Source organism: Bdellovibrio sp. HCB274, from assembly GCF_047306075.1.
Classification (GTDB): domain Bacteria; phylum Bdellovibrionota; class Bdellovibrionia; order Bdellovibrionales; family Bdellovibrionaceae; genus Bdellovibrio.
On record NZ_CP178623.1, the window covers coordinates 3,081,933 to 3,108,270 of the forward strand.

25 protein-coding genes are annotated in these 26,338 nt (G+C 47.1%); 12 read left to right on the forward strand and 13 right to left on the reverse strand.

Going from position 1 to position 26,338, the window contains the following annotated elements; all coding sequences use genetic code 11:
• Positions 1-488 precede the first annotated feature (488 nt).
• The gene (locus ACLWNV_RS14895) at positions 489-1,013 is read left to right on the forward strand and encodes a hemerythrin domain-containing protein (protein WP_413585232.1); all 525 of its coding nucleotides are present in this window, start codon (positions 489-491) and stop codon (positions 1,011-1,013) included.
• A gap of 47 nt (positions 1,014-1,060) precedes the next feature.
• Here ACLWNV_RS14895 and ACLWNV_RS14900 read toward each other — a convergent pair whose 3' ends face one another.
• From ACLWNV_RS14900 to ACLWNV_RS14910, 3 genes are read right to left on the reverse strand one after another with little or no spacing between them, the layout of a single operon-like run.
• The gene (locus ACLWNV_RS14900) at positions 1,061-2,275 is read right to left on the reverse strand and encodes a glucose-6-phosphate isomerase (RefSeq protein WP_413585233.1); all 1,215 of its coding nucleotides are present in this window, start codon (positions 2,273-2,275) and stop codon (positions 1,061-1,063) included.
• 36 nt (positions 2,276-2,311) lie between these two features.
• Positions 2,312-3,454 carry a hypothetical protein gene (locus tag ACLWNV_RS14905; protein WP_413585234.1) on the reverse strand — a complete coding sequence of 381 codons (1,143 nt, stop codon included), beginning with the start codon at positions 3,452-3,454 and terminating at the stop codon, positions 2,312-2,314.
• 6 nt (positions 3,455-3,460) lie between these two features.
• Positions 3,461-4,810 carry a hypothetical protein gene (locus ACLWNV_RS14910; RefSeq protein WP_413585235.1) on the reverse strand — a complete coding sequence of 450 codons (1,350 nt, stop codon included), beginning with the start codon at positions 4,808-4,810 and terminating at the stop codon, positions 3,461-3,463.
• 300 nt (positions 4,811-5,110) lie between these two features.
• Between ACLWNV_RS14910 and ACLWNV_RS14915 the strand changes: the two genes are divergently transcribed.
• Positions 5,111-5,563, forward strand: coding sequence for a MarR family winged helix-turn-helix transcriptional regulator (locus tag ACLWNV_RS14915; protein WP_413585236.1), 453 nt, complete (start codon positions 5,111-5,113; stop codon positions 5,561-5,563).
• On the forward strand, positions 5,556-5,969 hold the full coding sequence (locus tag ACLWNV_RS14920; protein WP_413585237.1) for an organic hydroperoxide resistance protein: 414 nt from the start codon (positions 5,556-5,558) through the stop codon (positions 5,967-5,969). The genes ACLWNV_RS14915 and ACLWNV_RS14920 overlap by 8 nt, the downstream gene beginning before the upstream one ends.
• Before the next feature lie 157 nt (positions 5,970-6,126).
• Here ACLWNV_RS14920 and ACLWNV_RS14925 read toward each other — a convergent pair whose 3' ends face one another.
• From ACLWNV_RS14925 to rfaE1, 6 genes are all read right to left on the reverse strand, one after another.
• On the reverse strand, positions 6,127-7,035 hold the full coding sequence (locus ACLWNV_RS14925) for a PfkB family carbohydrate kinase (RefSeq protein ID WP_413585238.1): 909 nt from the start codon (positions 7,033-7,035) through the stop codon (positions 6,127-6,129).
• Positions 7,036-7,059: 24 nt separating this feature from the next.
• A complete protein-coding gene (gene rlmN, locus ACLWNV_RS14930; protein WP_413585239.1) occupies positions 7,060-8,337 on the reverse strand; it encodes a 23S rRNA (adenine(2503)-C(2))-methyltransferase RlmN in 1,278 nt (425 codons plus the stop codon).
• A gap of 207 nt (positions 8,338-8,544) precedes the next feature.
• Positions 8,545-9,045, reverse strand: coding sequence for a hypothetical protein (locus tag ACLWNV_RS14935; protein ID WP_413585240.1), 501 nt, complete (start codon positions 9,043-9,045; stop codon positions 8,545-8,547).
• A gap of 26 nt (positions 9,046-9,071) precedes the next feature.
• Positions 9,072-9,959 (reverse strand): aminoglycoside phosphotransferase family protein, encoded by an 888-nt coding sequence (locus ACLWNV_RS14940; RefSeq protein WP_413585241.1) that lies wholly within the window; start codon positions 9,957-9,959, stop codon positions 9,072-9,074.
• A 24-nt stretch (positions 9,960-9,983) separates the two neighbouring features.
• A complete protein-coding gene (locus ACLWNV_RS14945) occupies positions 9,984-10,364 on the reverse strand; it encodes a DOPA 4,5-dioxygenase family protein (RefSeq protein ID WP_413585242.1) in 381 nt (126 codons plus the stop codon).
• Between the two features lie 25 nt (positions 10,365-10,389).
• Positions 10,390-11,418 carry a D-glycero-beta-D-manno-heptose-7-phosphate kinase gene (gene rfaE1 / locus ACLWNV_RS14950; protein WP_413585243.1) on the reverse strand — a complete coding sequence of 343 codons (1,029 nt, stop codon included), beginning with the start codon at positions 11,416-11,418 and terminating at the stop codon, positions 10,390-10,392.
• 116 nt (positions 11,419-11,534) lie between these two features.
• Here rfaE1 and ACLWNV_RS14955 point away from each other — a divergent pair, with 116 nt between their 5' ends.
• Positions 11,535-12,443, forward strand: a complete 909-nt coding sequence (locus ACLWNV_RS14955) for an alpha-ketoglutarate-dependent dioxygenase AlkB (protein ID WP_413585244.1) — start codon at positions 11,535-11,537, stop codon at positions 12,441-12,443.
• A gap of 81 nt (positions 12,444-12,524) precedes the next feature.
• On the forward strand, positions 12,525-13,433 hold the full coding sequence (locus ACLWNV_RS14960; RefSeq protein ID WP_413585245.1) for a S1 family peptidase: 909 nt from the start codon (positions 12,525-12,527) through the stop codon (positions 13,431-13,433).
• On the opposite strand, the gene ACLWNV_RS14965 is transcribed toward ACLWNV_RS14960, so the two are convergent.
• The gene (locus ACLWNV_RS14965; protein WP_413585246.1) at positions 13,426-15,132 is read right to left on the reverse strand and encodes a GMC family oxidoreductase N-terminal domain-containing protein; all 1,707 of its coding nucleotides are present in this window, start codon (positions 15,130-15,132) and stop codon (positions 13,426-13,428) included. The genes ACLWNV_RS14960 and ACLWNV_RS14965 overlap by 8 nt on opposite strands.
• A gap of 101 nt (positions 15,133-15,233) precedes the next feature.
• Complete coding sequence (locus ACLWNV_RS14970; RefSeq protein ID WP_413585247.1) at positions 15,234-16,949, reverse strand: hypothetical protein; 1,716 nt, start codon at positions 16,947-16,949, stop codon at positions 15,234-15,236.
• A gap of 113 nt (positions 16,950-17,062) precedes the next feature.
• On the opposite strand from ACLWNV_RS14970, the gene ACLWNV_RS14975 reads away from it, so the two are divergent.
• From ACLWNV_RS14975 to ACLWNV_RS15000, 6 genes are all read left to right on the forward strand, one after another.
• A complete protein-coding gene (locus ACLWNV_RS14975; RefSeq protein ID WP_413585248.1) occupies positions 17,063-18,337 on the forward strand; it encodes a Glu/Leu/Phe/Val family dehydrogenase in 1,275 nt (424 codons plus the stop codon).
• A gap of 69 nt (positions 18,338-18,406) precedes the next feature.
• Positions 18,407-19,393: a quinone-dependent dihydroorotate dehydrogenase gene (locus ACLWNV_RS14980; protein WP_413585249.1), complete on the forward strand. Its 987-nt coding sequence runs from the start codon at positions 18,407-18,409 to the stop codon at positions 19,391-19,393.
• On the forward strand, positions 19,380-19,838 hold the full coding sequence (mutT, locus tag ACLWNV_RS14985; protein ID WP_413585250.1) for an 8-oxo-dGTP diphosphatase MutT: 459 nt from the start codon (positions 19,380-19,382) through the stop codon (positions 19,836-19,838). The genes ACLWNV_RS14980 and mutT overlap by 14 nt, the downstream gene beginning before the upstream one ends.
• On the forward strand, positions 19,826-20,941 hold the full coding sequence (locus ACLWNV_RS14990) for a hypothetical protein (protein ID WP_413585251.1): 1,116 nt from the start codon (positions 19,826-19,828) through the stop codon (positions 20,939-20,941). Before mutT ends, ACLWNV_RS14990 begins: the two co-directional genes overlap by 13 nt.
• Positions 20,942-20,958: 17 nt before the next feature.
• Entirely contained in the window at positions 20,959-22,221 is a 1,263-nt protein-coding gene (locus ACLWNV_RS14995) for a glycosyltransferase family 4 protein (RefSeq protein WP_413585252.1), read from the forward strand.
• A gap of 90 nt (positions 22,222-22,311) precedes the next feature.
• Complete coding sequence (locus ACLWNV_RS15000) at positions 22,312-22,596, forward strand: HU family DNA-binding protein (protein WP_340596109.1); 285 nt, start codon at positions 22,312-22,314, stop codon at positions 22,594-22,596.
• A 390-nt stretch (positions 22,597-22,986) separates the two neighbouring features.
• Here ACLWNV_RS15000 and epmA read toward each other — a convergent pair whose 3' ends face one another.
• On the reverse strand, positions 22,987-24,180 hold the full coding sequence (gene epmA, locus ACLWNV_RS15005; RefSeq protein ID WP_413585253.1) for an EF-P lysine aminoacylase EpmA: 1,194 nt from the start codon (positions 24,178-24,180) through the stop codon (positions 22,987-22,989).
• Between the two features lie 83 nt (positions 24,181-24,263).
• Entirely contained in the window at positions 24,264-24,500 is a 237-nt protein-coding gene (locus ACLWNV_RS15010; protein ID WP_413585254.1) for a hypothetical protein, read from the reverse strand.
• 412 nt (positions 24,501-24,912) lie between these two features.
• On the opposite strand from ACLWNV_RS15010, the gene ACLWNV_RS15015 reads away from it, so the two are divergent.
• Complete coding sequence (locus ACLWNV_RS15015) at positions 24,913-26,337, forward strand: TldD/PmbA family protein (RefSeq protein ID WP_413585255.1); 1,425 nt, start codon at positions 24,913-24,915, stop codon at positions 26,335-26,337.
• Position 26,338: the final 1 nt, after the last annotated feature.

Below are 26,338 nucleotides of genomic sequence, written 5' to 3' on the forward strand. Positions count from 1 at the left end.
AAGTCCGTACCTTTTTGGCGTACGGACTTACTTGTTTGCATAAGAATTTAGTTTCGACGCCAATGCGGCTGGCTATCAGAGTCTTTTGGAATTCCTAAAGCCAATGTCAGCCACTGCATTCGCTCACTGGAAAAGAAAAAACTGATTAAACGATCCATCCTTGAAGAAGATGCGCGCGGCTATGTGCTGACTGTCACGGCCAAGGGCGCTCAAACCGCCACAGCTGCGATCTCGTATTTTGACAAACTTCAAAATCGAATTGAACGAAAGTTTGATGACCAGGCGCTGCAGGTCTTTCTAAAAACGATTGTCGACATAAGTGCACTCCATAGACCCAAATAGAACGTAATCCCAAAAAACCACAACTCGGGGGCAAATATCCTCTGCCTCCGTTGGAAATAGCTTTCTATTGCCTCTATTTTTCAGCTGGGGTTCATGCCAGGGCAGGACCACCGATTGCAATTAGATCCGGTCAGGAGGAAGTTGCAATGGAACAGTTGAGCCAGCAAAAATCTCATCCTGATGATATTATTCAAATCATCAAAGCTGATCACAAGCCATTGAAAGATCTTCTGCTTGTTCTTAAAGACGAAGAAGCTTCCTTCCTTGATAAGAAAAATGCCCTGTCAAAATTTTCAATCCTGTTCGAGGCCCACGCAAAACCTGAGCAGGAAACTTTGTATGAGCGCATGAAGCGAATTCCTGAATTTATGATGGATACTGCCGAAGGTGAATTAGAGCATCGCCTGGCCACACAGATCTGCAAAGACATGAACACAACGACGAGCGAACGTTCGTTCATGTCGAAAGCAAAAGTGCTTGCAGAGATGGTAAGTCAGCATATCAGAGTGGAAGAGAGGGACCTTCTTCCTGATTTTGAAGCGGCCACGACGCTTGATGAACGGATTGAACTGGGTCGGAAGTATCGGATCATACAGAAGCAGATTGAATCCCTGCAGATTTCAGAGCGCCACTTGCCTCCATCTTCGTCCATGGATGGCATGCAGGGATAAGGAAGGGCTCCCCGGTTTTGAGTTGTTTACCGGGGAGCCCTTTAAATTTATTTCTTAAGTTTCGCTTTTGCCAAAATCTTACCGGCTTCAACACCTGGCTGGTTGAAGGCGTCGATTTTCAAGTACTCGCCCAAGCCTGCGACAACCAATTGCCAGAACATGAACAGGTAACCCAATGTTTCTTCATCCAATGCTTTAGTTTTCAAAGTCATTGTGGAAACACCGTTTGCCACCAGGGCTTCCTGCGTCGCCAAAGCTTCCGCTTTTAGCAACTCGCCCATCGTGCGACCTTGCAGGTCCATGGTTTCTTTGAATTGCGCATTTTTGATGCGCATAGAACCACCTTCAGCCTCGTCAACACGCTGAAAGATCACGAACTTGTCTTTCGTACCTTCCATCACCTGTTGCAGGATGGAGTGTTGGTCAGAGGCACCGATAGCCGCGATCGGAGTGGAAACTCTTGGAGCCGGAGTGCCCGCGCGAGTCACTGGTTTACCCAAAGACTCTGCCCACAATTGCGCAAACCAACCGCCGAAATCTTTCATACGGGAATTGTAAGACCACAACAAAGTGATCCACTCTTCACGGTCATAGGACTGAACAACTTGCGCCATAGTTTGAGTGACAGTCGCCGTATCCATCAACGCACGTTTTGCGCCCACGCGGAATTTTTCAAGATCCAAACCTAGGAATGCTGCCGGGAACATACCCACTGGGGACAGCACAGAAAAACGACCACCCACATCCACCGGAATTTCGCATTCAGGCACTTTGTGCTTACGTGCCCAATCCGTCAGCGAACTTGATTTAGTTTCAGAGATCACAATTGAATTTGAAGGAAGGTGAAGACCTTCCTCTTTGTAGACTTGATCCAAAAGTTCCAAAGCGCATAGTGACTCAATCGTCGTACCACTTTTGGAAATAAACGCCCAAGCCACATCTTTAAGATCACCCAACTCGTCAATCAAGGTTTCAAAAACCAGCGCATCGACGTTGTCCACGAAGAACATATTGTTGGCGTTAAACACCTCGCGGATCACGCGAGTTCCAAGAGAACTGCCACCAAGGCCCACGATAACAAGTTTTTTGAATTTGGAAGCGTACTCGGCACCCATTTTGTGGGACTGCTGCCACAGGTTGATACGCTCAACCAATTGTGGAAAGCCGATCTCTTTTCTTTGTAAAAACAATTTCAAAGAAGACTGGCATTCCTGAATAAGACTTTCGGGATTGGTAAACTTGGCCTGGGTAATTTCCAACATCGTGATTTCTCTTTCCAACAGCGGTTGCTGGAAAAACTACGAAATCGCGACGTCTTCCTCGATACGGTGGTATCCGTTCCACTCTTTCAGTCGTCCACGGGGACGGCCGCCGTCTTCAGGATACTCGATCAGGCAATAAGTCAGTTTCGTGATTTTTCCAAGAGACACGATATCTAAAGAAGTGATCTCAGTCCACGTTCCTGTGTTAAAATATTCTTTGTGTTCAGACCATTGCCTGTACTGGTACACATGAGTGTGTCCAAAAACCACCGTATGCACACGGTCATCGCTAAGGATTTTACGCGCCGACTCACTTAAATCCGGAAAGATCGCACTTTCCAGGATGACTTGCACGATACGCTTAAACGGCCAGTTACGACGCGGGTCTTTCACGAAGGCACTTTTAAAGAAGTACTTATAAGCCATGAAGAAGGCTTTAACCATGGTCATGGTTTCATTTAACAGGGCCCAGCGCACCATCTTACCAAAAGGACGAATCTTATCCACGTGGGGATAGGTTTGCTTGATCTTAAGAACCACTTCCAAAAAGAAGTGCGAGCCAAAGGGCAGATTCAGAATCGGTTCCACCAGATTCTTTTTAAGGAAAAACTTTTTGGGGTCCATACGATTGGCGGCTTCGTGCATGTGTCCATGCTCGATATGCACGCCATCAAAAAAATAAACGATGTTTTTAAAGCGCACCGGAACACCAATCACCTGATTCACATAGGCGCGGCAAGCCGGCCACAACATTCCCTGATCATGGTTTCCCACGATATAGGTGATGGATTTTCCAGGCTTGGCGGCAAATTCAGCCATGGCTTTAAAAACGTTCTCGTGACCTTTAACGACATCTTTTAAAATATCCAGGGTCACGGCTTCAGTAATCACCGATAAAAAGTGGCCTTTATAATCACACTGCAGGAAATTGAAAAAATCCCCATTGATGATCAGTTCCACTTCGTAGTCACGATAGACACCGGTGGAGTAGTAGTGAATGAACTCAACAAGCTTGTCGCCGTAATAGAACTCTTCCAGTGAATTGATACCGCCTTCAGGCAAAAGACGTCCTTTGCCCAAATGCAAATCACTGATAACCACCTTGATTTTTTTAACAGGTGCGGGCTTCGCAACGACTGCGCCGCTTTCGCTGGACTCTGCCGGTGATGTGGGTTCCATGAATTCCTACTCAGCTTTTTTGAGAGGAGTCGGGATGCCTTCTTCTTTGACTTCCAAATTAGAAAGCGCCAAACGCAGAGCACGCTCTGTACGTTTGAATTGGTCCTGATTCCCCTCGATAGTCTTGTTTAACTCAAGACATTTATTTCTATAATTATCGAGTTCCTGGGAAAGCTGATCAATCTTTCTTTTTTGGTCTAGAATATACTCATCTTTGGACCGAACTAATGCCGCTTTTTCTGCACGCAAAAGCTCTAGACGATTTTCCAGTTCACGTTCACGAACACGGATCTTTTTGAAATCAGATTTAAGTCGAGTCTCCAGCTCGTCGACTTTGACGCGAGCCTTGGCAACCTCGTTTTCCTTGTACTGAAGATTACCCTTCAGAATCAGGATCTCGCTTTGGAAAGATTCACGGTCTTCCGCTTTCTCTTTCTCGACAGCGACAATGCGCACGCCCAACTCGTCAGTACGGGTGCGAATGATTTCACCAGCCGAAGCCAGCTCTTCATTCTCGCTGCGTAGGAATTCAACTTCTTTTTCAAGCTCCAGAATACGCTGCTGTGCAAGCTTCAGGTTTTCGGCCTGAGCCAGGCTGGCATCCACGGAAGTCATCACGTTGGCAGAACCCGCGCGGTTGCTACCGCGGAAGTTACCAACACTGACTTTCACATCCACATTCTGGGATTTGCGCGCACCCAAACGGGCATTTGCAAATCCTGAAACTGCCAGAGTCCGATCCGCATCTGTATTGGTTGCTGAAGTGTTTGAACTGGAGGGACCTGCATCCTGAATGGACACAGTTTTATCTTCTTTTGATTCTTCGCCCAAAGATGCCGCCAATGATTCCACCGGGCTGGTAAAGTCCTCCGAATAGGAACTGGCTGCTGGCATTTCCACAACCACGGGCTCATCATCGATACTGTCCATGGCCTGATAGTCACCTTCACTTGAAGGACCATCATAAGCTTCTGATATCGGAGCTTCATATTGCGGGCGCGGAGGTACATCGAAACCTACTGGCTTCTCGCCATCCAGCATCTCGTCACCGGAAGAAAACTCCTCGATGATTTCGTTGTTGTAGTCATCGCCCTGCTCTTCACTGGTGTATTGAGCTGCGCCGCCATTGAATTCGGAATCGTCGATTTCTGCACCGACGTCTTTTTCAAGGCCTGACCACATATCTTCATCACCCTGCGCGCTGGCAGAAGGTGCCTGAGGGAAATTAGTCGGCTCATCGGCCGGCTGTTTTCCATCCTTATGGAACGAACCTTCCTCTTGAATCCCACGGACGTCGTCCATCAGTGATTCAATCAGATTTTCCGCTGCTGAAGATTTCTTTTTTCGTTTCGACATACTATTGGAATTATCGGAAATTCCTCAACTTCTCTTAAGGACCACCCACCGGATTCCACCTAACTGGCACAACGTCCAGCCCCAAAAGGTACGGACACACTTTTGGTAGCAGCACCGCACCACAGACATCACATTTCTGTCTCAAAATGGCTCACACGCCAAGCGGAATACTGACGCATCCTCGCTACCAAAAGTGTGTCCGTACCTTTGGGAGCCGCTTGGCGCAGGACCCCGATTGTATTATTTTTGTATTGTATGCAATTTAATTGCACACAATATAAATTGGCGTAGAATCAGGGCATGAATAAGAAACTGCTTTTAAAGAATCAGCTTTGTTTCCCGATCTACGCGGCTTCCCGCCTGATCACTCAGCTTTATGCCGAGCACTTTAAAGCGTTTGATATGACGTATCCGCAGTATCTGGTGTTCATGGTTTTGTGGGAAAAGGCTCCGCGCAAAGTGACCGAGATCGCAGATCTTTTGCTGCTTGATACGGGAACCGTCACTCCCCTGATCAAGCGCATGGAAACCCGCGGCTGGGTGACTCGCAAGCGCTCTGCCAAAGATGAACGCACGGTGGAAGTTCATCTGACGGCCGAGGGTCGTAAGCTGGAGAAGCACTTCTCTTCAGTGCCCGACAAATTGCTTTGCAATGTCGAATGCAATCGCTCTGAGCTGCAGGCGATCTATAAGAATTTGAATAAATTAAATGAGCAAATGAGAAAAACCTTAGAAGGAGGTCATCATGAGTAAGCTCTATAGCGCAGTTGCGACCGCAACTGGGGGACGCAACGGAAGGGTAGAAAGCTCTGACGGAGTCCTGAATTTAGAAGTACGTATTCCCAAAGAAATGGGCGGATCTGGTGGTGCTTTTACCAATCCTGAGCAGCTATTCGCTGCTGGCTACGCAGCCTGCTTTGATAGCGCGCTGAACTTTGTGGCCATGCAACAGAAAACGAAAATCACGTCGTCTGTGAATGCAGAAGTGGGCATCGGCCCGAACGGCAGTGGTGGCTTCGCCCTGGCAGTCAAACTGCGAGCGAAAATTGAAGGCGTCGAGCGCAACATCGCTCAACAGCTTTTGGAAACCGCTCACAAGGTGTGCCCTTATTCAAACGCCACTCGCGGCAATGTTCCGGTCGAGATCGAACTAGTCTAACCCCTCCCGTAAAAGGCAAAGACTACCTATTCAGAAATAAAAAAGGCAGGATTCAATTTCCTGCCTTTTGTTTTACAAAAAGGTGCCTGCCACTTTCTGCAGAAGCACCGCGAAACCGATACGGTTCCGCACTGCACTCCGAAAAGGGAACTGTTACCTAAACTGTGATAACTTTTTTGTACTCTGCCAGGCGTTTTTCCAAGTCTGGCAAAGTCACTTTGGAAAGGGCTTTTACCGAGAAATCCTGGATTGTGTGCGAAGCCATCATGGAGCCCATGATGCAGGCTTGTTTCAAAGTGTTCACTGTTGGAACTTCTTTTTGAGCTGCGATGTAACCGAAGAAACCGCCGGCGAAGGTGTCGCCTGCGCCTGTTGGATCGATCACTGTCGGGATCGGCATTGCAGGCAGGATGAAGTAACCAGCTTCTTTCGTGTACATTGCGAAACCGTATTCGCCACGTTTGATAACAACAGCAGACGGACCCATTGCTGTGATCAATGGAGCTGCAGAGATCGCATTAGAAGCACCTGTAAGCATTTTAGCTTCAGTTTCATTGATCAATACCAGGTTCACTTTTTTCACAACTTCAAGCAAAGCTTCTTTCTTGATGTTGATCCAAAGATTCATTGTATCAAGACCCACGAACTTAGGTTGTTTCACTTGGGACAGAACCTGCAATTGAAGTTCTGGAGCGATGTTTGCCAAAAATACGAAAGAAGAATCTTTGTAGTGCTCTGGCAATTGTGGATTGAAGTGTTCAAAAACGTTCAACTCTGTGTTCAGAGTTTTCGCCTCGTTCATGTCACCTTCATAAGAACCCGCCCAGTGGAATGTTTTGCCCGGAACTTTGGAAAGACCGGTCAAATCAACGCCACGGTTGTTTAAAAGATCATAGTCTTTTTGGTCGTAGTCTTCACCAACAACGCCGACAACACGAACTTTGGAAAACAAAGAAGCTGCCAAAGAGAAGTAATTCGCAGAACCACCCAAAGCGCGGTCCGCTCTGCCAGATGGTGTTTGAATTGAATCGTATGCAAGACTTCCTACTACTAAAATTTCAGACATTTTAAATTTCTCCTGGGGCCAACGCTATTGAAGTTCTGTATTGTTTTCGTTTGTTTCGTCTTCGTCGTCAAAGCTCGCAGCAGCAAATGCGGCGTTTTTCGCTGCATGTTCTGCTTTATGCTCTGCCATCAACTCGCGCTTCGCTTTTGGCATACCTGCCAATTTTGAATTCGAGATATCCATCGTCGCGTTCTCATCCTTGTGCGTGCTGTTCAACTGACCGCAAGCTGCAAAGATATCGCGACCCATTGAACGGCGCAGAAGAACGTGGCAACCCAAACGGTTTAGTTCGGTATGGAACGCCTCGATCGTCGCATCGGAAGGACGCTCGTACGGAGCACCTGGATGTTCATTGAATGGAATGATATTGATTTTGCACGGAACACCGCGGGTAAGCTTAGCCACCTGGCGCGCGTTTTCGATAGAATCCGTCACACCTTTAAGCATCACGTACTCGAACGTCACCTTGTCGCCGGTTTTGTCGGTGTACTGCTTACAAGCATCCAGCAACATTGTCGTGTTCCATTTTCTATTGATCGGCATCACTTGCGTACGGATCTCATCTGTCGGCGCATTCAAGCTCACCGCCAAACGAACTTTCGCATCAGCGATACGCCACATCTCAGGAACGATACCGGAAGTGGATACAGTGATTTTCTTGCGGGACAGGTTAATCCCCCATGGAGAATGGATCACGTCGATCGTTTTGAAAACGGCTTCTGGATTATCCAACGGCTCGCCCATACCCATGAACACGATATTCGTAATACGCTGGCCCTCTGCCAATGAATCATGAACCTGCATGAACTGACCAACGATGTCTTCAGTGCGCAATCTGCGTTTCAATTTTTGTTTACCTGTGAAACAGAACTTACAACCGATGTTGCAACCAACCTCAGAAGAAATACAAAGAGTCAAACGACCCTCGGAAGGAATAACCACCGACTCCACACTTTGGTTGTCACCCATATCGAACAAGAACTTTTGCGTTCCATCGACGGATTTCAAGTGAGTCAAAGTTTTCGGAAGTTCGAAAGAAAGAAGTTTTGGAAGTTCTGCGCGGAAGTCCTTGGACAAATTCGTCATTTGTTCTGGATCAGTCACGCGTTGTTCGTAAACCCATTTGAAAATCTGTTGAGCACGGAATTGCTCTTTGCCTTTACCTTTTAGGTAAGCTTTCAAATCTTCAAGTGTCAGGGAGTAAAAGTTTGCCGGCTTGTTTTCAAGAGGCTTGGCGACGTTATCGTCAGCATAATTAACAGGTGCTAGAGCAGCAGGGCTCAGGCCTTCGTTCAATTCCATCTAAGGGCTCCTCGGCTTATTACAGCCATGCTTGTTACAGCTGGGATCTTGTTGATCCCGTTGGTTAGGACTATGTGTGGGAGCCTTGTAGCACAGCCCCCAGGGGCCGCCTAGTAATTCCTTAAATTTCAGTGATTTAGCCAATAAAAAAGGCCCTTAAAAAGAGCCTTTCTTGCAAAAAATGCTTAATTGTCCAGAGCTTGGTGCTTATTCCGCAGCCTTAATCAGATCGGCCTCGTAATAGCAGGCTTTCTTAATCACTCCCGAGCGACTGGATTCATCATCCAACGCCACGGTGACTCCCTGATCGGTGTGCTTTAGTCGAATTCGAACTCCCGACTTGCTTCCAATAGACCAGGTGCCGCGAACGTTGGTTGCCCAGCCCTCCCCACCTGATGTTACCGCAAACGAACCCGCGGTATCGCGGTCGTTACGAGTTTCATAATTCATCACTGAATGTCTGACCGATTTGTAGGTGGAAATAAAATGAACCATGTGAGACTCGAACTTTGCATCGCCTGGTTTTACCGTGATGCCTTTAAGTCCACCAAAGCTATAGAGAAGACAATAATTGGTATTAAACTCTTTCACACGGGGTTTGCCCGAGATCACATAGTCCCCGATAAAGGAATCAAATGGATCTGCTCCTTGTGCGTGCGCTTGAGCGTTTATAAGAAACAATAGAAAAACGATTGCGATGAATTTCATAGATGCTCCCCAGTGGGAACATCTCATCAGGATCGCAATTCCTGGGCAACCAAAAATGGAATGCCAAAAAGCTTTTTCGTGTCGCCATAATCCCAAGCAGTTGAAATCATTGCGGCTGCAAAGGCCCAGGCTTTCATTCGTTGCATATCGAACCCGTTGTACTCATTGAGAATAGACATACGACGCTCCAAAGTTTTTCTTAAAGGTCGATTTGTCGGATACGCATCCAGCGGATTGTACATCATCACTGCCATTTCAAACATCGGATCTCCAATGTAGCCGTGAGGATCAATAACTTTCCACGAAGTCTTATGTTTCAGAATATTGTCGTGATGAAGATCCCCGTGAAGCAGACGATCCTGACTGCGATCAAAGGTCAGCTCACTCAAGATCCCGCGAGCTTTCGAGAGCATGCGAGGGTCCACGGCCCCTTCTAATACATCCAGATCTTTTGCCAAATCTGCTACATGCTTGAAAGCACCACTGATGATCGAGCGTGAATTCAATTCGTGAATAAGCCCTGCCATAATGGCCGTTTGCTGATCATCATCGAGTTCTTTACTTTGCTTTAAAGTTTGTCCCGGCAAGAGTAATTCCATCATGGTTGCGCCGAGGGCTTTGTCTGCTGCCAAAACCTGCGCAGCAACTCCGGAAAAATGTCGCAACCACTGACGTTCGCGATCCAGCGACTCGATATCGCAACCGGTCTTGATTACGACTTCCAGGCCGTCAGATTTTCTTTTCGCGGAACCCACAAAATGAAATGACAAATTATCCAATGGACGAATCGGCTCCAGGTCCCAAAGCTTTTCGATTTTACGAAGATGTTCTGGCAGCCGTGCAAGCCACTGCTCCCCTGGAGCTTTCCAGGTGGTCACAATATTTTTATAAAGATTTGAATCAGGAGTGATCAACCGGGCCTCCCATCCATAAAGGCTTTAGTCTTTGAATGCCTCTAGTTTTAAATCGACGGGCTTACCCAACCACATCGCCGCCTGCGTGTGATCGTAAAAATCATCGCCTGCCAGTTCATGCACCAGAACGGAGAGATCCCCGCGCTCGTGCATTAACCATAATACCACGTCGGTGAATTTCTCTTTGGGAAAATTAATTTCAAACATCGGGGTTGGATGGGGACCAATAGGTTCAGGGATCAGCTGCCCGGTGAAAACCAATTGATCTTTGAATGAGACGATTGCCTTGTTACGAAGCGCTTCTGCGAATTCCCTTTGTTCTTCACTAAAGTAAATATGCGCATCAAACTGGCGGGGAAACCCCTCGGGCAAAAGCTTGGAATTTACTTTATAGGATTTCTCCATGAACTTTGCTCCGAAGAATTGCGCTTTAGTGAACTTCGTTGATGTATTCGATGAGTTCAGGGATTTCGCAAGGGACGCAGCCCACTTTGCCGACGACGACGCCTGCGGCGTTGTTTGCCAGCATGCAGCTGTGAACCAGGGAAAGACCAGAGACTAAACCCAGTGCCAAGGCTGCGATGACTGTGTCGCCAGCACCAGTCACGTCGAAGACTTTTCGCGCGTAAGTTGGAACTTCAGTGATTTGCTCGCCCGAGAAAATGGTCATACCGTCTTTTCCGCGAGTCAGAACCACTTCCTTGGCACCCGTGATTTTTTGTAAAGCGCGGCCGACTTCAACAACCTTATTGGGGTTGCCTTTTAGGTCGTCAAAATCCATTCCCGCCAATACCACGGCTTCGTCGTAGTTTGGCTTGATCAAATCAACGCCCTGATAGAACGAGCCTTGATTGTTGCGATGTGGATCGACCATTAGTTTTTTACCGGCCTTTTTACAAATCTCAGAAACTTTTTGAACGATGTTACGGGAGATCACACCTTTCGCGTAATCCTCGATGATCACACAGTCAGCATGAGAAACGTTCTTTTCAACCATTTCAAGCAAACGAGCTTCCGTCTCTTCAGAAAGATACTTTCTCATTTCGTAGTCGACGCGAACGATCTGTTGTTGTTTTGCCATCACGCGAGTTTTGCGTGTCGTTGGGCGAGCCTTATCAACAATCATGTACTCCCAGCTCACACCATTTTTTGCAGAAAGATCTTTCAACATATCGGCACCAGTATCGCTGCCAACAACGGATACCATCATCGGAGTTCCACCAAGACTTGCCACGTTTTGGGCAACGTTGGCAGCCAACCCCAAACGCATGTCTTCTTCTTCAACTTCCAAAACTGGAACCGGAGCCTCGGGGCTGATACGGCGAACCTGGCCCATCACGTACTCGTCCAAACCAACGTCACCGATAATGAGGATTTTTTTGCCTTTAAGCGCAGGGATCTGCTTGATCAGAAGGTCTTTTTCTTGAGGGCCTAGTTTGGCTTGTACAGGTGCTGTCATTTTTTCACTCCAAAAGCCTTTTTTATCGGATTGCCCGCCCCCTGTCACCCCTTTAGAGCCGCAGCACACCTTCGGCTCTTGGCAGCAAAAGCCCCTTTATGTTAAATACTTCGCCTATGTTCAAAGCCAAAGGTAAATCTCAGGGCAAGGGCCCCGCGTTTAAAAACAATTCCCGTGGGGGCAAACCCGGTCTTCGCAGTGGCGATGAGCGCAAATCCACGGCTAATCTGATTTACGAGCAGAACTACATCTCCTTCCGCGAAAAAGAAGAGATTTTAAAATACCTAAGCACCCTGTATCCGATCTGGGAAATGCGCTATTCCAAAAACAATCCGCCACCTGAAAACCAAAAGCAAAGACCCTTGCTGCGCCCGGTTTATTGGTTGGGGAACTGGCAATTTGCCTGCTTGAACTACTATCACCCGCCCAAAGGAATCTATAACCGCTGCGTGACTGGGGAAAAGTACCCGCCGGTTTTGGAATATCTGGTAAATAAAATCGAAAGCCTGGTGAAAGAAAAATTCGATCCCCGCGACATTCCCCGCGGTTGGACTTTGAACACCTGTTTGATTAACTACTACGGAAATCAGGTATCAGAAGACGGCAAGAAAACCGATTGTGCCCGCGTGGGCGAGCATAAGGATTTCGAACCGGGACCGGTGGCATCGATCTCTTTTGGCGAGCGCGCACTTTTTCAGTTTGTTTCCAGTAAAGGCACTGAAACAAAATCCGACGTGGTTCTGCAGCAGTGGCTTGACGACTGCTCATTGCAGATCTTTGGCGGAGAGAAATTCAAGAAGCAACTTTTCCACCGCGTTCAACGAGTGGAGGAAAAAAATGGCACCGTATTTCCGCTGAACGAGATCTCAAATTTCGAAACCCGCCGAATAAATTTCACGTTCCGCTACGTCCCTGACGAACACATCGTGCCGTTCAGAAAGCTTTCTGAGGAAGCTCGCGAAGACGTTCAGCAGTACATGGAAAAACTCGCGGAAAAATCGCCTTTCTTCAAATCCCAAATCTAAAAAGTACGAGGGGCAAAGCGTATCCGCCCCCTTATCAGGCACAGTACTTGATTACATGGAATCCAGTAGATGGAGAATGCCGTGAGAATCAACCTATTGAAGCAAATGCATAGAACTTCGACAATGAAGCCGCCAAGGGCGTCACTTTACTTTTTAGCCGGTTTTTTAAGTCTTTTTGCTATGCAGGCAGGGGCCATCACCGGGGGAAGCCCGGTCGAGCCCAACACGTCAGTTGCATTGCGCTCGGTGGGTATTTTTAATATAAAAACGGCTAACGCTTGCACCGGAACTTTGATCGCCAAAGACGTCGTTCTAACCGCGGGTCACTGTGTAGTTTCCAAAAAAGAAAACCTGATCGTCATTTTCGACACTCAATTTCCCAATAAAGTTGGCGAAACTGAAAAAATTAATCCCGCGAATATCCGCACCATCAAAAGCATGGCATTTCATGATGATTTTAAAATCATCGACGAAAGCGGCAGCCAATATGGAGATATCGGGATCATCAAACTGGACGCTCCTGCTCCGGAAAACTTCCTGATCACTCCCCTGTTACAGGATGCCACATTCATTCGCGCCGGCGACACGATCACCCTGGCAGGCTTTGGATATTCCATGGAAAAAACCAAGGTCACTGATCGCAATGATCCAGACTTGCCAGCAGCCATCGCCGAAGGCCGTGGTTTCTGCAACAACTATAAAACGAAATGCATTCTGCAACTTGTGGCAGGCGACGGCGTACTTAGAAAAGTTCAAGTTACGGTGGCTTCCATGCGCACCAAAGACATGATTCTGAATGAAAGCAACCAGCAAGCCACCTGCAGCGGTGACTCGGGAGGACCTGCTTTTGTTGATATTAACGGCCAAACAGTTCTGGCGGGATTAACCAGTCGTACGTTGAGCGATGAGGACTGCGGTTCTGCACAAGGAGTGAAAACCCTGGTTCCGTACTACTATCAGTGGATCGTGAAAATGATCGAAACTATGTAAAACGCATTCGTTCCACTGCGCGCTCGGCTAAGGCTGAAATCGTTAAAAGCGGATTCACTCCGAGCGCTGTTGGAACTATAGATCCATCCAGGACATACAGCCCCTCATGCAGGCTTCCATCGGCCTGATACACCTGCCCCAAATGATTTACCACTCCCGATTTAACTGAATCCGCCATCACACATCCTCCTAAAGGATGCACGGTGATCAGATTTCTTCCATTGATTATCAGCGTTCGCGGGTTCATCACGAAGTTTCCCCCCAGTACTCTCGATTGCTCTCTCATCGCGCGATCAATTTTGGAATAAATCGGATCATGCTTTACTTCGGGCCAGCGCACACGAATGCGACCTTTGCGATCCAGTTGCAGTTTTCCATTGGCGCGATCATGTCCCATTCCCAAATAGACCATTGAGTAATTCAAGGCTCCCTTTTCAATATCTTTGGATAAGATCACGTCCCGACTAACCCGTAAGTAGCGCGCTATAGACAGGCGAAACTTTGCAATGCCCATGGCAAGCCTTAAGGGAATGGTGAATGCCCCCGGAAAAGTTCCTTCCTCGATAATAAAGCGGTCAAAAAGGTTTTTGCGGTTTCGATAATCCGCCAATGAATAGATCACAGCTCCGGCTTTCATATCGGTTCGCACCTGACTGGCCGAGGAAAATCCAATGGCGTTCGTGCGAAAGGCGGTGTTAAAGGAAAGTCCCAGTACATCGCCATTACCAGAAAATCTTCGTCCCAGCATGGATGAAACACTCAACCCATAACAACGGGATGATAAAAGTATTTTAGAACTTCCCATACTTCCGGCGGCAAGTATCACGTTCCTGGCGCGAATCACTTTACGTGTTCTGTGTCCCTCACCGGAAATATAAACGCAATGAACCGCGTATTCATTTCGGGATTTTTTTTCTATCCACTGTACTTCTATCTGCGTATAGATTTCGGCACCGCGATTCTTAGCCAGTGGCAGGTAATTCATATTCAAAGTATTTTTTGCGCCGGTGTTGCAACCAGAACAGCAGTTTCCGCACTCGATACATTTGGGTTGCCGTACATTTTGTTGCTGATCCTGTTGGCCGTACAAATTCACGGCAATCGGTGGATAGCGAACGGCTGCGCCCAGTTGCTGAGAACCAAAGGCATGGGCACGCACCTTGGCACTGTCCATTCTATCGGGATCAAAAGCATGCCCCTGCAGCATCTTCCTGACTCGAGAATAGTAGATATTGAAAATCCCTTTTTGCACTTCTTGAACCAATGCTTTCGGCCACTCGGGAGAGCGAAAAGTATCGAGATCGGGCTCAACCAAGGCGCCGGCATTAATCAGCGAGGTCCCGCCCAGTCCATTGCCATTGATCACATCCATTTCACGATTGGCGTGAATCTCGAACAGACCCAGTGGGTTTTCATCACATAAAACATCTTTGCGAATATCGCGGAATTTTTCCGTGAAACTTCCGGGAGGACGTTCAGGCCCCCGCTCCAGAACTACGACTCGTCCATCGCCCGCCAGTCGCGCGGCGCTGATGGCGCCGCCATAGCCAGAACCAATGATTATAACGTCATAGTGATCGCGCAGATCAGAAATGGGATTTGCCAAAGACCGATAGTTGGTTTTAACAGGCACATACTTAACCCGTGGCTCGGCTTGAGCGGGCCGCGCAGAAAGCGCGCCCAGCAAGCTGCCTAGCACCCCAGATTTAAGAAATTTCCTGCGCCCCAAATCCATCCATCAAGAAGACCGCAGAAAGCTCAATAAAGAAACTCAACAAAAACCGGTATGCAAAAAGACAGCTATTTTGCAACCGACCAGGTGATTTGCAGATTCGGTTTTCCGCCAAGTTCCACGATTTGCGCTTTTAGGTTTTGATTGACCCAGCGAACGATCATGTCTTTTTCAGACGAGGTAAGTTCGGGATTCATAAAGCGGAAATCAAATTCAGATAAAGGCAGACTCATGCTCATGGTCTTTTCTTTGCCTCTGGAGTTTTGCAGAACGATTTCCAGATTTACAAAGTTCGTCTTTTTTCCTGGCTCATCCACGGAGTAAGTAACTTTAGTGGTGCCAGTGAAAAATCCATTCCACTCGTCATCAGACATTTCCAGATTTAACTTGTTTTCACGCATTTTGAAATTCGGCGAATGGGATAAAACGTAAGACTGCAAAAGGGAGCTGGACATCTTCCAGTCATAAGCGACCGGCAAGGTGCAATGATACCCCTCTGGAAATTCGACCACGCGAATATTGCGGCTATCGACCTTCAGGGTTTTATTAAAAATCATTTGCGAGTTGGTTGCATAGGGAACCATGAAATCATGATCGGTCGCCCAGATCATAACCGGCGAATTCACGTCTTTGTAGTACGGCCAGAAATTATTCAAACCCCAAAAATCCTCGCCATCCTTCATTCCCGGAGGCAATTTTACTGAAGACATGTACGAAAGACCGCCGTGGTAAGTCCGTACCACTTCGGAAACGGCTTTTTGAATGAATTTAAAACTGTCGTACTGAACCACTCCAGGCAGTTTTTGTTCGATCCCCGCCAGTCGGCGACGTCCCCACAAATCAATAAATGCCGAGCGCGTTCCACTGCCCGTCAAACTTTCCATCGTGGCTTTTAGATCAACCACGGGACACATCGCCAGAAAACTTTGAATCAGCGCAGCTCCTGCGGGGGAATTGTATTTGTTCAGCAACGAAGAAAACAAAACACCGGGCCCACCCAAACTCATACCCATCACATGCACGCTGTCCACCAGTCGCGAAATGGGCTCGAGTGGATTTCGCAACAACTGCGCCACCAGAATATTTTGAATTCCTTCGTCATACCCGCCAAAAGAAAACTGGTTGTTGTTCGCGATGAAATCGGCGCTGGTTAAGTTTTCCAAAAGCAGAACGTTGAAAGGAGATTGTTCGAACAACATCATCATCCAACCACGCTCTGGTCGGAAGTCTTCGATGCTTGAGAAAATTCCGGATCTAAAGATCACCAATGGGCGGCGCTTGGTGTCGCCCTTTAAAGCCAGCAAGCCTTTGAGTTTAACGTTTCCTGGAAGGTTAATAACGACTCTGCGAAGAAACGGATGATCCTGCGGCTCGTAACGCATCGTTAGATAGCGCCGTACGTTGACCATTTCTCCAAGGTCTTCGGTTTGCAATTCGTTGCCGCACTCTTGAAGATACTTTTGAACCAGTCCCCCTTGCAGCTGGGCGGAAACGGAAACTCGAGGATCTTTTAATCGCGCAGACCACAAAGCCGTGTCGCACTTGTCCGTTAAGGCCTGCCCTGCTCCCGTCGGCGTCCAGCCTAGGATACCTTCGAATAGAAAGTTTAAAACTGCTGGATAACGCCCCGGCGCGTCGGCAAGAATAGGGTTGTCACTAGATGGAAACCAAATGCGCGGACTTTGAAACTGCTCAATAAAAGCCTGCTGAGCTGAAGCGGGTTTCTGTGCAAAAGTGAAAATCGGAACCACTGCGATGATGAAAACAATTAGACAACGAGACATAGGTCTAATTGTGGGTAAAAAGAACCACCGAGTCATCTGCTATTTTTCCCGAGTGACACTGAGTATTTACTTCATTAAACTGCGACGGTGTATTTTTAAGGAGACACAATAACATGGACCATAAGATTGAGCCCTTATATGACGGGCCTTTGTTCCGCAACGCTATCCAGACTCTAGATGAATCCGCAAAAATTATTAACTGTGACCCAAACGTTCTTGAGCGTCTAAAGCGTCCACGTCGTTGTATCACTGTTTCCGTTCCTGTACGTATGGACGACTACTCTGTGAAAGTATTCACAGGCTACCGTGTACAATACTCTCCAACTCTAGGCCCCTACAAGGGCGGTATCCGTTATCACCAAAACGTAGATCTTCAGGAAGTTGTTGGTCTTGCAGCTTTGATGACATTCAAGAACTCTGTTCTTGGTCTTCCATTGGGTGGCGCAAAAGGTGGTATCACTGTTGATCCAACTAAATTGTCGCGCACTGAAAAACAAAATCTAACTCGTCGTTATGCTTCTGAAATTGGCCCATTCGTTGGACCAACTAAAGATATTCCCGCTCCAGACGTGGGCACTGATCCACAAACTATGGCTTGGTTCATGGACACTTACTCTCAAGAGCAAGGTGGCTTTGCACAACCGGGTGTTGTAACTGGTAAACCAGTTGAAATCGGCGGCTCTTTGGGTCGTAACCACGCTACAGGTTTGGGCGTTGTTTACGTTGCAGAGAAAGCTTTCGAAGTTTGCAAAATGAACATGAAAGGTTCCACTATCGCGATCCAGGGTTTCGGTAACGTAGGTTCATTCGCAGCAAAATTTGCTCATGACCGCGGTGCTCGTATCGTTGCGGTTTCTGACGTTTCCGGTGGTATCTTCAACGGTGACGGTCTAGATATCCCTGAAGTACTTGAGTACATCAAAGCTCACAAATTCTTGAAGGGCTATCCAAAAGCAACACCAATCAGCAACGAAGACTTGCTTGAAGTTAAATGTGATGCTTTGTTCCCGTGCGCTCTTGAGAACCAAATCGACACTCACAACGCTGAAAAAATTCAGGCGAAAATCATCGTTGAAGGTGCGAACGGTCCTATCACGAATGCAGCTACAAAAATTCTTTCTAAACGTGGCGTATTCATCGCTCCAGACGTTATCGCTAACGGCGGCGGCGTAATCGTTTCTTACTTTGAATGGGTTCAAGACACGATGGCGTTGTTCTGGGATGAAGACGAAGTTAACTCTAAGTTGAAAGTTCTTATCACTAAAGCTTTCGACAAAGGTTACGCTATGGCACAAGAAAAGAATGTTGATATGAGATCTGCTGCGATGGCAGTTTCGGTTCAACGTCTTGAGAAAGCGATGCTTCTAAGAGGTTTGTACCCTCGTTAAAACGAAAAGGTGGGTTTCAAACCCACCTTTTTTTTTGCCTTTTTTAGTTCAATTTGCTGGAGTCTACTTATGCGTCCTTGGCTTTTACTTCCACCAAAACTTGCTCACGATATCAATGGCTATGCCCTACCCGCTTTGTCCTACCTGTACGGTAAAAAAACTCCGCGCTGGAACTCCTTCACCTGGAGAAACATGCACTTTGCAAATCCCCTGGGAATTGCCGGTGGCGTGGATAAAGACGGTGAACATCTGAGTGACTGGTGGAGGTTGGGTTGTGGTTTTGTCGAGGTCGGCACCGTCACTCCGCAACCTCAAAAAGCGAATCCTGGTAAAATCATGGACCGCGATATGAGACTGACCGCGATGTGGAATAAGATGGGCTTTCCCAGCCACGGCGCAGATGAAGTGTTTTATAATCTTGCCTCTTATGCTCCGAACTTTAGAACTCCGGTTTTTGTAAATATCGGTAAAAATCGCCAGACACCGAACGATCACGCCGTGAAAGATTACCTGGAACTGGTGGATAAACTTCGCCCTTGGGCTGACGCTTTCGTCGTTAACATTTCAAGCCCCAACACGCAGGGCTTACGAGAATTGCAAAAGAAAGAAAACCTGGGAGCGTTGCTTAAACCAATCCTGGATCGGGTCTCGCACTTTGAACCGACACCGGTCCTGGTTAAACTTAGCCCCGACATGCACGAAGATGGTTTGGCCGAAGCGATTTCAAATTGCCAGGAATTGGGTGTCGATGGCTTCGTGTTAACCAACACAACACTTTCGCGCCCGACGGGTTGCTTATTTCCAAATGAAGGTGGGCTTTCGGGAGCTCCCCTAAAGGATCTTTCGCAACGCGCACTACAAATTGCTGTTCAAACTTTAGGCAAAAAGCGCGAAGGAATGCTCTTAGTCAGCGCTGGGGGCGTCTTAACCCCTGAAGATGTCTTTGAAAGATTGCAAATGGGCGCAGATCTTGTTCAAATTTATTCTGCACTTGTTTTTCATGGACCCAGTTTTTTCCATGATGTCGCAGCAAGAAGGAAGAATGTCGGAAGATAGCGTTGCCCTAAAACCAAGAAAAACCAAAATCCGTAAAGGACATTGGATTCCCGTCGTCGCAGGATTTCTGCGCAAAGACGGAAAGATCTTGGTCGGCCAGCGCCCCGAGAACAATTCCTTAGCGGGGCAATGGGAATTTCCCGGTGGAAAAATCGAAAGTGGTGAGACACCAGAACAGGCACTGGCCCGCGAACTCGACGAGGAGCTTGGTATTCAAGCTGAAGTTGGCGAATTAAAGCTGGCTTGCACTCATTCCTACGGAGATGTAGGGATTCTCATATTGTTTTATGAAATCCTATATTGGAAGGGCGAACCGCGCGCCAAACATCATATGATGCTTGAGTGGATACATCCGGAAGAACTAAAACACCGCAATATCCCTGAAGCCAATCGTAAGATTCTAAACAGAATCTACAAAGCCTTGGGACTTGAATGGCCAAAATAATACTAGTCAGTAAAAATTCAAACGGCACAACCTGGCAGTTGGCTCAAGCTTTACGCTCCCAACAACATGATGTGACCATTCTGACCAGTCATGGCGATATCCCCCCAGAAAACACCAACGGCATTGAATACATGGGCTATTTTAAAAAATGGTCTGTGCTTGAAGGCCTTAAAATCATTCCGGGTCTTTTCGGGATGCAACCACATATCCTGCATCTGGTATTGGATGATGATCGTATGAATGCGGCTCAGGTAATTTTGTCGACTTATGCAAAATCCCACCCGAACTGTGTTTTAACGACGACTCTTTTACATATCAAACGCGGTCTTAAAAAAACCAATCCGGTTCGCTATCTGGTCGAGGAAAGTGACATCATCACCTTCCCGACAGTTGAATCTTTGGCGCAACTGCGCGGACTGAATGTTCGCTCGACCCAACAGGGACGCGGCATTTTACCCCCGGCTTTAAATTTTAAAAACAGCCCGCAATCAGTTGAAGAATTGGATGAATCCGAGTCTTCGCTGCTGGCGAATCTGCACTCCCAGGAATATTTCGTTCTTCCATTTCGCGAAGGTCGTTTCAAACCAGAATCAGATCGCTTTCAAAGCCTGCTGATGCTGGCTCGCAAACACAAAGTCATCTTGTGGGGAACGTATTCCCATTGGTCTTTGCGTGAAAGAAAACAGTTTGCAAATTGGATGGAGAAAAATGCATGTGCCGACCGCTGGATTGTTACCGGCACGATCTCTCCGCAGCTTTCAAAAATACTTTTGGCAAAAAGTACCGCCTTCGTGATGGCAGGACAGCAGTTTACTCCGCCAGAAATGACTGAATATTACCTGCGGGCGATTCAGGCCCAGTCGACTTTGATCTTGGATTCAAAACAAACCAGTCTGCATGCCGATCTTTGGAAAAACACAGTAAACTGCTGGGTTCTAAACTTCCAAAGCCTGCAAAAAGAATTGGATAAGCTCTTAACCCGTTCCAGCTTCAAGCTTCCCCAGGCTCTAACGGAAGATTGGGCACAAAGCAGTCACATTGTTGATTCCTCGATGAATGAATTAAACCGTCTGTATAATCGGGCCTTGGCATCTGCCCGATAGTCTTTTAACCTGAATTCATGTTCGCCAAAAAATCTGCGTTGCCAGAAAGCCTTAACATTTGCCTGACGTCCCATCGTTTTCCGATTTTAAGTCGGGCAACTGATCATGGCTTTCTGTGGCCCATTGCCCGCGGACTTGCGCGCGAAGGCCACAAGGTCACGGTTATTTCCGCGAACTCTCCGTTAAAAAAGCCTGAAATCACCCGCGATGGCGTTCGCGTATTTTATCTAAACGAGGGCGAAAAGAATCTGGCGCATTTGCGTTTCCAGATGGCGGTTCGCCAGAAGTTTATGCAGCTTCACCGCGAAACTCCGTTTCACATCGTTCACAGTATCGATAAATCCGGCTACCGCATCGGCAATCGCAAAGACGATTTGAAAATCGCCATGGCCTATGACGTGGAAGCGACGCAAATGTCACAACTTTTTGCGATCCTGGCGATGAAGCAGGAAACTCTGCCAAGTATTCTGACCACGGGACTTGCGACTGCTTATAAATTTTTGACGACGTATTACGGTGGTGATCGCCAGTTGCTTTCCACGGCCGATGGAATTTTCGTGACCAATCCCCAGCAGCGAATCATCTTGGAAAGATATTATCTGTATCCGGATTTTCACACGTACACGGTTCCGTACGGAATCGACTTGGGAGACTTAACTCCGAAAGAAAAGTCGCTTGAGCTTCGCGCAAAACTTGAACTGCCGGAAAACTCCCACATCGCTGTTACGATTAACGATATGACCGATGCGAATGAGTTGATACCTCTGCTTCAGGCCTTTGAAAAAGTCGCGATAAAAAAACCGAACAGCTATCTGATCGTGGTGGGTAACGGACCGAAATTTAAAGATATCGAATATCAGGTTTTAAACCTGGCATTGGGTAACCGGGTGATTTTGGCGGGAGCCATCCCTGCCGCAGAACTTGAAGATTACATCGTTTTGGGCGATGTCTTTATCAATATGGGTTCCCGCAGTACTGGTTTTGAACCCTCAACTTTGGAAGCCATGGCTCAGAAAAAGGTGGTTATGGGGTCCGAAGTCTCCCCGATCGCTAATATTATCGAGGACGGCCGCGACGGATTCTTACTTCGCCCGGCTGACGTGGATTCCATCTCAAACCTGTTGGTAGAGATCTTTTCGGGCACCATGCCTGCGGACGAAATCGGTGAAAGAGCGCGTCAGCGCGTCACAGACCTGTTTGATACCGGAAAAATGGTCCAGGCCGTCATTGATGCCTACCGTAAAATCCTTCTCAACACTGGAATGTATAAGAAGCAATGAGTTAAATCATTGAAAAGTGGTAGTCAGCCCCCACACACTCTGTATAATCGGGAGTGTTATCAATACTTTATGTTCTAGAGGATCTGGACGATGACTAAAGCGGATTTGATTAATTTGATCTCTGAAAAAGCAGGTATCACTCGCGTAAAAGCAGAGACCGTTGTGAATACAATCTTCGACTCTATGGTTGAAGCATTGATGCGTGATGACCGTATCGAGATCCGTGGTTTTGGTTCATTCGTTAATCGTCAGTATGGTGCCTACAAAGGTCGCAATCCGCGTACTGGTGAAATCATCAACGTTGATGAAAAGAAACTGCCATTCTTCAAAGTTGGTAAAGAACTTAAAGAAGACATCAACGGCGGCAAAGAATAAATTTCACTCTGCCAGCGAATGAAAAAGGGACCACACGGTCCCTTTTTTTATTTCAGCAGGCCAAAAAAATGCAAAAGCGACTCTTGCTTTCGCAAGGTCGCCTTTTGGACGGACTCACTTCCGATTTAGTGAAGGAGGTCCGAATGAACAACACGCATTGTTCTTATCGGCAGACTTTAAAACTTATTAAGCAGATTTTAAGTATTGTTTTGGCGTTGATCAAAATAATCAAAGAACTGCTGTAACAAGATAAAATCTTACCTCCGGAACGTTTCTGTTTGTCCCCTTAGCTAGGTAACTAGCCAGGACCAAGGATGGGACTAAAAATCCCGCGGAGACGAGTCCACGGCGCCTTGCGGAAGCACCTTTTATTCCGGCAATGCGGCTGATCTACTTTGGAAAAACGTAAATATCCGAAATCTTTTTAATCCCGTGAAGTGCCATAAATAGTCTCTCGACACCTAAAGCGATCCCACCACTTGGTGGCAATCCCGCATCCAAACATTGGAAAAATTCCGCATCTAAAGAGATCATTTCCTTGTGGGATTCCTGTTTTTTTTGCAGATCTTCCTCGGAACGCTGTCTTTGTATCAATGGATCGTTCAATTCATGGAACGCATTGCAAAGTTCCAGCCCCTGCCAATAAGCCTCAAAGCGATCGCCCCAACCATCATTTGTCAGACGAGCAAGTGCTGCCTGATACGGTGGATACTTTTCAACGAAAATCAAATCCTCGCCATGCAGTTGGGATTCAATTTTGTCCATGAAGATCAAAAAGAAATAGTCGTCGATACTTTCTGCACTGTGCACATCGACACTTAACTTATGAGCCAAATCTTTCAATTCCGCTTTGGTTGTTTCCGGAGTCAGATCAAATCCGCAGTGGATTTTAAAAAGCTCTGCAACCGAGTAACTCAGAATTTGTCTTGGCGGTTGGAATTTCAACACTTTCACCAGATGCTGGACCAGATTGATCACATCCTGCTTAATCGAGGTTAGATTGTCATAGGCACGATACCATTCCAGCATGGAAAATTCGGGCTGATGGCGTTCGGTCACTTCACCGTTACGGAAACACGGTGCGATTTCAAAAATCTTTTCTGCACCCAATGCCAGGGCTTTTTTCAAATGAAGCTCCGGACTGGTTGGCAGATATAACTTTTCTTTGCGAGAACCCACTTTGAGTTCTGTCGCAAACACGTCCAAGGCCGGCTCTGTTCCAGGACAGACCACCAACGAGGGCGTTTTCACTTCCAAGAATCCCTGACGACGGAAAAAGTGACGAACCTCTTCCACGTAGCGATTCCATTTTTCCAGAATGTCTTTGTTAAACGTGCGTTTCGGTAATTCCGATTTATTTGGAGCAAGTAAGATCACTTCTGTCGCGGAAACAATGGCTACAATGTCGCCTTCGATTAAAAACTCAGTGTTCTTAGGGGCTTTTTCAAAAGAGATAATCTGCTCAGACTGGTCGCGAATCAGAGTCAGCTCCAACTCGCCATTTTCGCGTTCGATGCGATAAATTCGGCCCGCCGCTTTCGCTTCTGCGGGCATCGCCGGATAGGCACTCCAATGCTGATTCAAAAAAGTATTTCGGTCCAAAGTTCCTGCAGATTAAAGGTACGGACACACTTTTGGTAGCAAGAGTGCGTTATCAACGAGCGCAATTACTGGCAAAGACCTTGAGTACGAAGGCTGCCAAGTTCTGCAGAGATTTCTTCCAGGTTATCGGCTCCGTAAAGGACCTGATCCCCAACGGTGATCCGGTGTTTTACCCAGAAACCCTGATAAATTCCTTCGCTACTCAATGCACAGTTTGATTTTTCAACTGTCACCGCTGCTGGCGCCCAGCTAGCCATCATCGTCAAAAATAAAGTAGTTCCTACTGCTAAAAGAATTCTCATGGTTTCTCCCTTCCCCCATTGCCCTGATTGGCTCTGGGAATCTCTTGCCCTTTACCTAGAGCAAACTTCTTGCCAAGCATATTTGGTCAGTTTGACACCGAGATTTGATGTTTGTGTGAAGGCACATTGAAATTCCGTTCGCAAATTTCGAATTCCGTCACCGACGGCACTTTTAAAAACAGGGCCAACATGCACCAGAGACGAATCGCGGCTTGGAATTGAAATTCCTACTCTGAAAGTGCACCAGGAACCTCCTCTGTTTGGACTGCTCGCCATTTAAGCAACTCAATAAGAGGAGAACTGAAGTTTTTCCTGCAAAAGTTTTGGGAATATTGAACAAAAACAAGCATTAAGGGTTGTTTTTAACTCTGGCGGAAGGTATTTGGGAGGTGAACTTTCCGAGGAGAATACGATGCTTGATTTGCATAAAGCGCTAAATAGTCTGAAGGGCTCCGTTGAATGGGCTCAGTTAAGATTGGTTTCCGAGAAAACCACGTGGCGCGTGATCCGTAACGAACAATTCGAAAACAGTGATATCAGCTTTGATAATGGATTGATGGTTGAGGTTCTTGTTAATGGTCATTTCGGTTATGCAGGAACTAGCGATCTAACCTCTGAAGGCGTGAAGCGTGCTTTTGACAAAGCGACTTTGATGGCTCGCCAGGCTTCTTCTTTTAAAGTACATGACTTTTCTGTTTTGCAAAGACCGGTGGCGCAAGGTCGCTATTCTTCTCCGGTGGTTCGTGCGATGGATTCTTACTCGGCGAAGGAAATCACGGATCTTTTCATCGATGCGACTCGTGCGATGAAAGTTTCTGACAAGATCATCAACCGTATTGCGATGGCGATGATCATTGAATCTGAATTCACGGTTGTCAGCACGCATGGCTCTGATGTTCACCAAAAGTTTTCTATCGTTTCCACGGACTTTAATGCAACAGCGATGGATGCAGGTGAAGTTCAGCAGCGTTCTGAAAACGGCGGGCTTGCTCGTTGTAACCAAATCGGTGCGGAAGTTTTTGATCGCGCGTCTATTTTGGAACGTGCGAAAGTTATCGGTGAACAGGCACTTGAGCTTTTGACTGCTGAAAACTGCCCTTCAGAAACTTTGGATCTTTTAATTGCTCCAGACCAAATGACATTGCAAGTGCATGAGTCTATCGGTCACCCGCTTGAATACGATCGTATCCTGGGTGATGAAAGAAATTATGCAGGCTGGAGTTTTGTGAAGCCTGAAGATTTCGGCAAACTTCAATACGGTTCAAAATTGATGAACGTGACATTCGATCCAACAGTTCCAGATGCGATGGCTTCCTATGCGTTTGACGATGCCGGTAACAAAGCGACAAAAGAATACTTGATCAAAGACGGCGTTCTTCTGCGCGGTTTAGGCAGCCTTGAGTCGCAAGCGCGCTTAAGCCTCCCTGGTGTTGCAAACTCCCGCTCTTCGAGCTGGAATCGCGCGCCGATTGATCGTATGGCAAACATCAACCTTGAGCCAGGCACATCCAAGCTTTCAGATATGATCGCCTCGGTTGAGCGTGGTGTCTTCATGCACGCGAATAAATCCTGGTCGATCGATGATTACCGTAACAAATTCCAATTCGGTTGCGAATACGCGCAAATGATTGAAAACGGCAAGATCACTAAAACTTTGAAAAATCCAAACTATCGCGGAACGACCGTGAAGTACTGGAACTCTTTGAAAGCGGTCAGCGAGAACCGTGAAACTTACGGCTCCCCGTTCTGCGGTAAAGGTGAACCTAACCAGGTGATCCGTGTCGGTCACACAACGCCTTACTGCCTGTTCGGTGGTATGGAAGTGTTTGGAGCGTAAT

Bases quoted from the DNA above. Each gene is read 5' to 3' on its own strand.
- ACLWNV_RS14895 (WP_413585232.1), top strand. From the start codon at position 489: ATGGAACAGTTGAGCCAGCAAAAATCTCATCCTGATGATATTATTCAA.
- ACLWNV_RS14900 (WP_413585233.1), bottom strand. From the start codon at position 2,275: ATGTTGGAAATTACCCAGGCCAAGTTTACCAATCCCGAAAGTCTTATT.
- ACLWNV_RS14905 (WP_413585234.1), bottom strand. From the start codon at position 3,454: ATGGAACCCACATCACCGGCAGAGTCCAGCGAAAGCGGCGCAGTCGTT.
- ACLWNV_RS14910 (WP_413585235.1), bottom strand. From the start codon at position 4,810: ATGTCGAAACGAAAAAAGAAATCTTCAGCAGCGGAAAATCTGATTGAA.
- ACLWNV_RS14915 (WP_413585236.1), top strand. From the start codon at position 5,111: ATGAATAAGAAACTGCTTTTAAAGAATCAGCTTTGTTTCCCGATCTAC.
- ACLWNV_RS14920 (WP_413585237.1), top strand. From the start codon at position 5,556: ATGAGTAAGCTCTATAGCGCAGTTGCGACCGCAACTGGGGGACGCAAC.
- ACLWNV_RS14925 (WP_413585238.1), bottom strand. From the start codon at position 7,035: ATGTCTGAAATTTTAGTAGTAGGAAGTCTTGCATACGATTCAATTCAA.
- rlmN (WP_413585239.1), bottom strand. From the start codon at position 8,337: ATGGAATTGAACGAAGGCCTGAGCCCTGCTGCTCTAGCACCTGTTAAT.
- ACLWNV_RS14935 (WP_413585240.1), bottom strand. From the start codon at position 9,045: ATGAAATTCATCGCAATCGTTTTTCTATTGTTTCTTATAAACGCTCAA.
- ACLWNV_RS14945 (WP_413585242.1), bottom strand. From the start codon at position 10,364: ATGGAGAAATCCTATAAAGTAAATTCCAAGCTTTTGCCCGAGGGGTTT.
- rfaE1 (WP_413585243.1), bottom strand. From the start codon at position 11,418: ATGACAGCACCTGTACAAGCCAAACTAGGCCCTCAAGAAAAAGACCTT.
- ACLWNV_RS14955 (WP_413585244.1), top strand. From the start codon at position 11,535: ATGTTCAAAGCCAAAGGTAAATCTCAGGGCAAGGGCCCCGCGTTTAAA.
- ACLWNV_RS14970 (WP_413585247.1), bottom strand. From the start codon at position 16,949: ATGTCTCGTTGTCTAATTGTTTTCATCATCGCAGTGGTTCCGATTTTC.
- ACLWNV_RS14975 (WP_413585248.1), top strand. From the start codon at position 17,063: ATGGACCATAAGATTGAGCCCTTATATGACGGGCCTTTGTTCCGCAAC.
- ACLWNV_RS14980 (WP_413585249.1), top strand. From the start codon at position 18,407: ATGCGTCCTTGGCTTTTACTTCCACCAAAACTTGCTCACGATATCAAT.
- mutT (WP_413585250.1), top strand. From the start codon at position 19,380: ATGTCGGAAGATAGCGTTGCCCTAAAACCAAGAAAAACCAAAATCCGT.
- ACLWNV_RS14990 (WP_413585251.1), top strand. From the start codon at position 19,826: ATGGCCAAAATAATACTAGTCAGTAAAAATTCAAACGGCACAACCTGG.
- ACLWNV_RS14995 (WP_413585252.1), top strand. From the start codon at position 20,959: ATGTTCGCCAAAAAATCTGCGTTGCCAGAAAGCCTTAACATTTGCCTG.
- ACLWNV_RS15000 (WP_340596109.1), top strand. From the start codon at position 22,312: ATGACTAAAGCGGATTTGATTAATTTGATCTCTGAAAAAGCAGGTATC.
- ACLWNV_RS15010 (WP_413585254.1), bottom strand. From the start codon at position 24,500: ATGAGAATTCTTTTAGCAGTAGGAACTACTTTATTTTTGACGATGATG.
- ACLWNV_RS15015 (WP_413585255.1), top strand. From the start codon at position 24,913: ATGCTTGATTTGCATAAAGCGCTAAATAGTCTGAAGGGCTCCGTTGAA.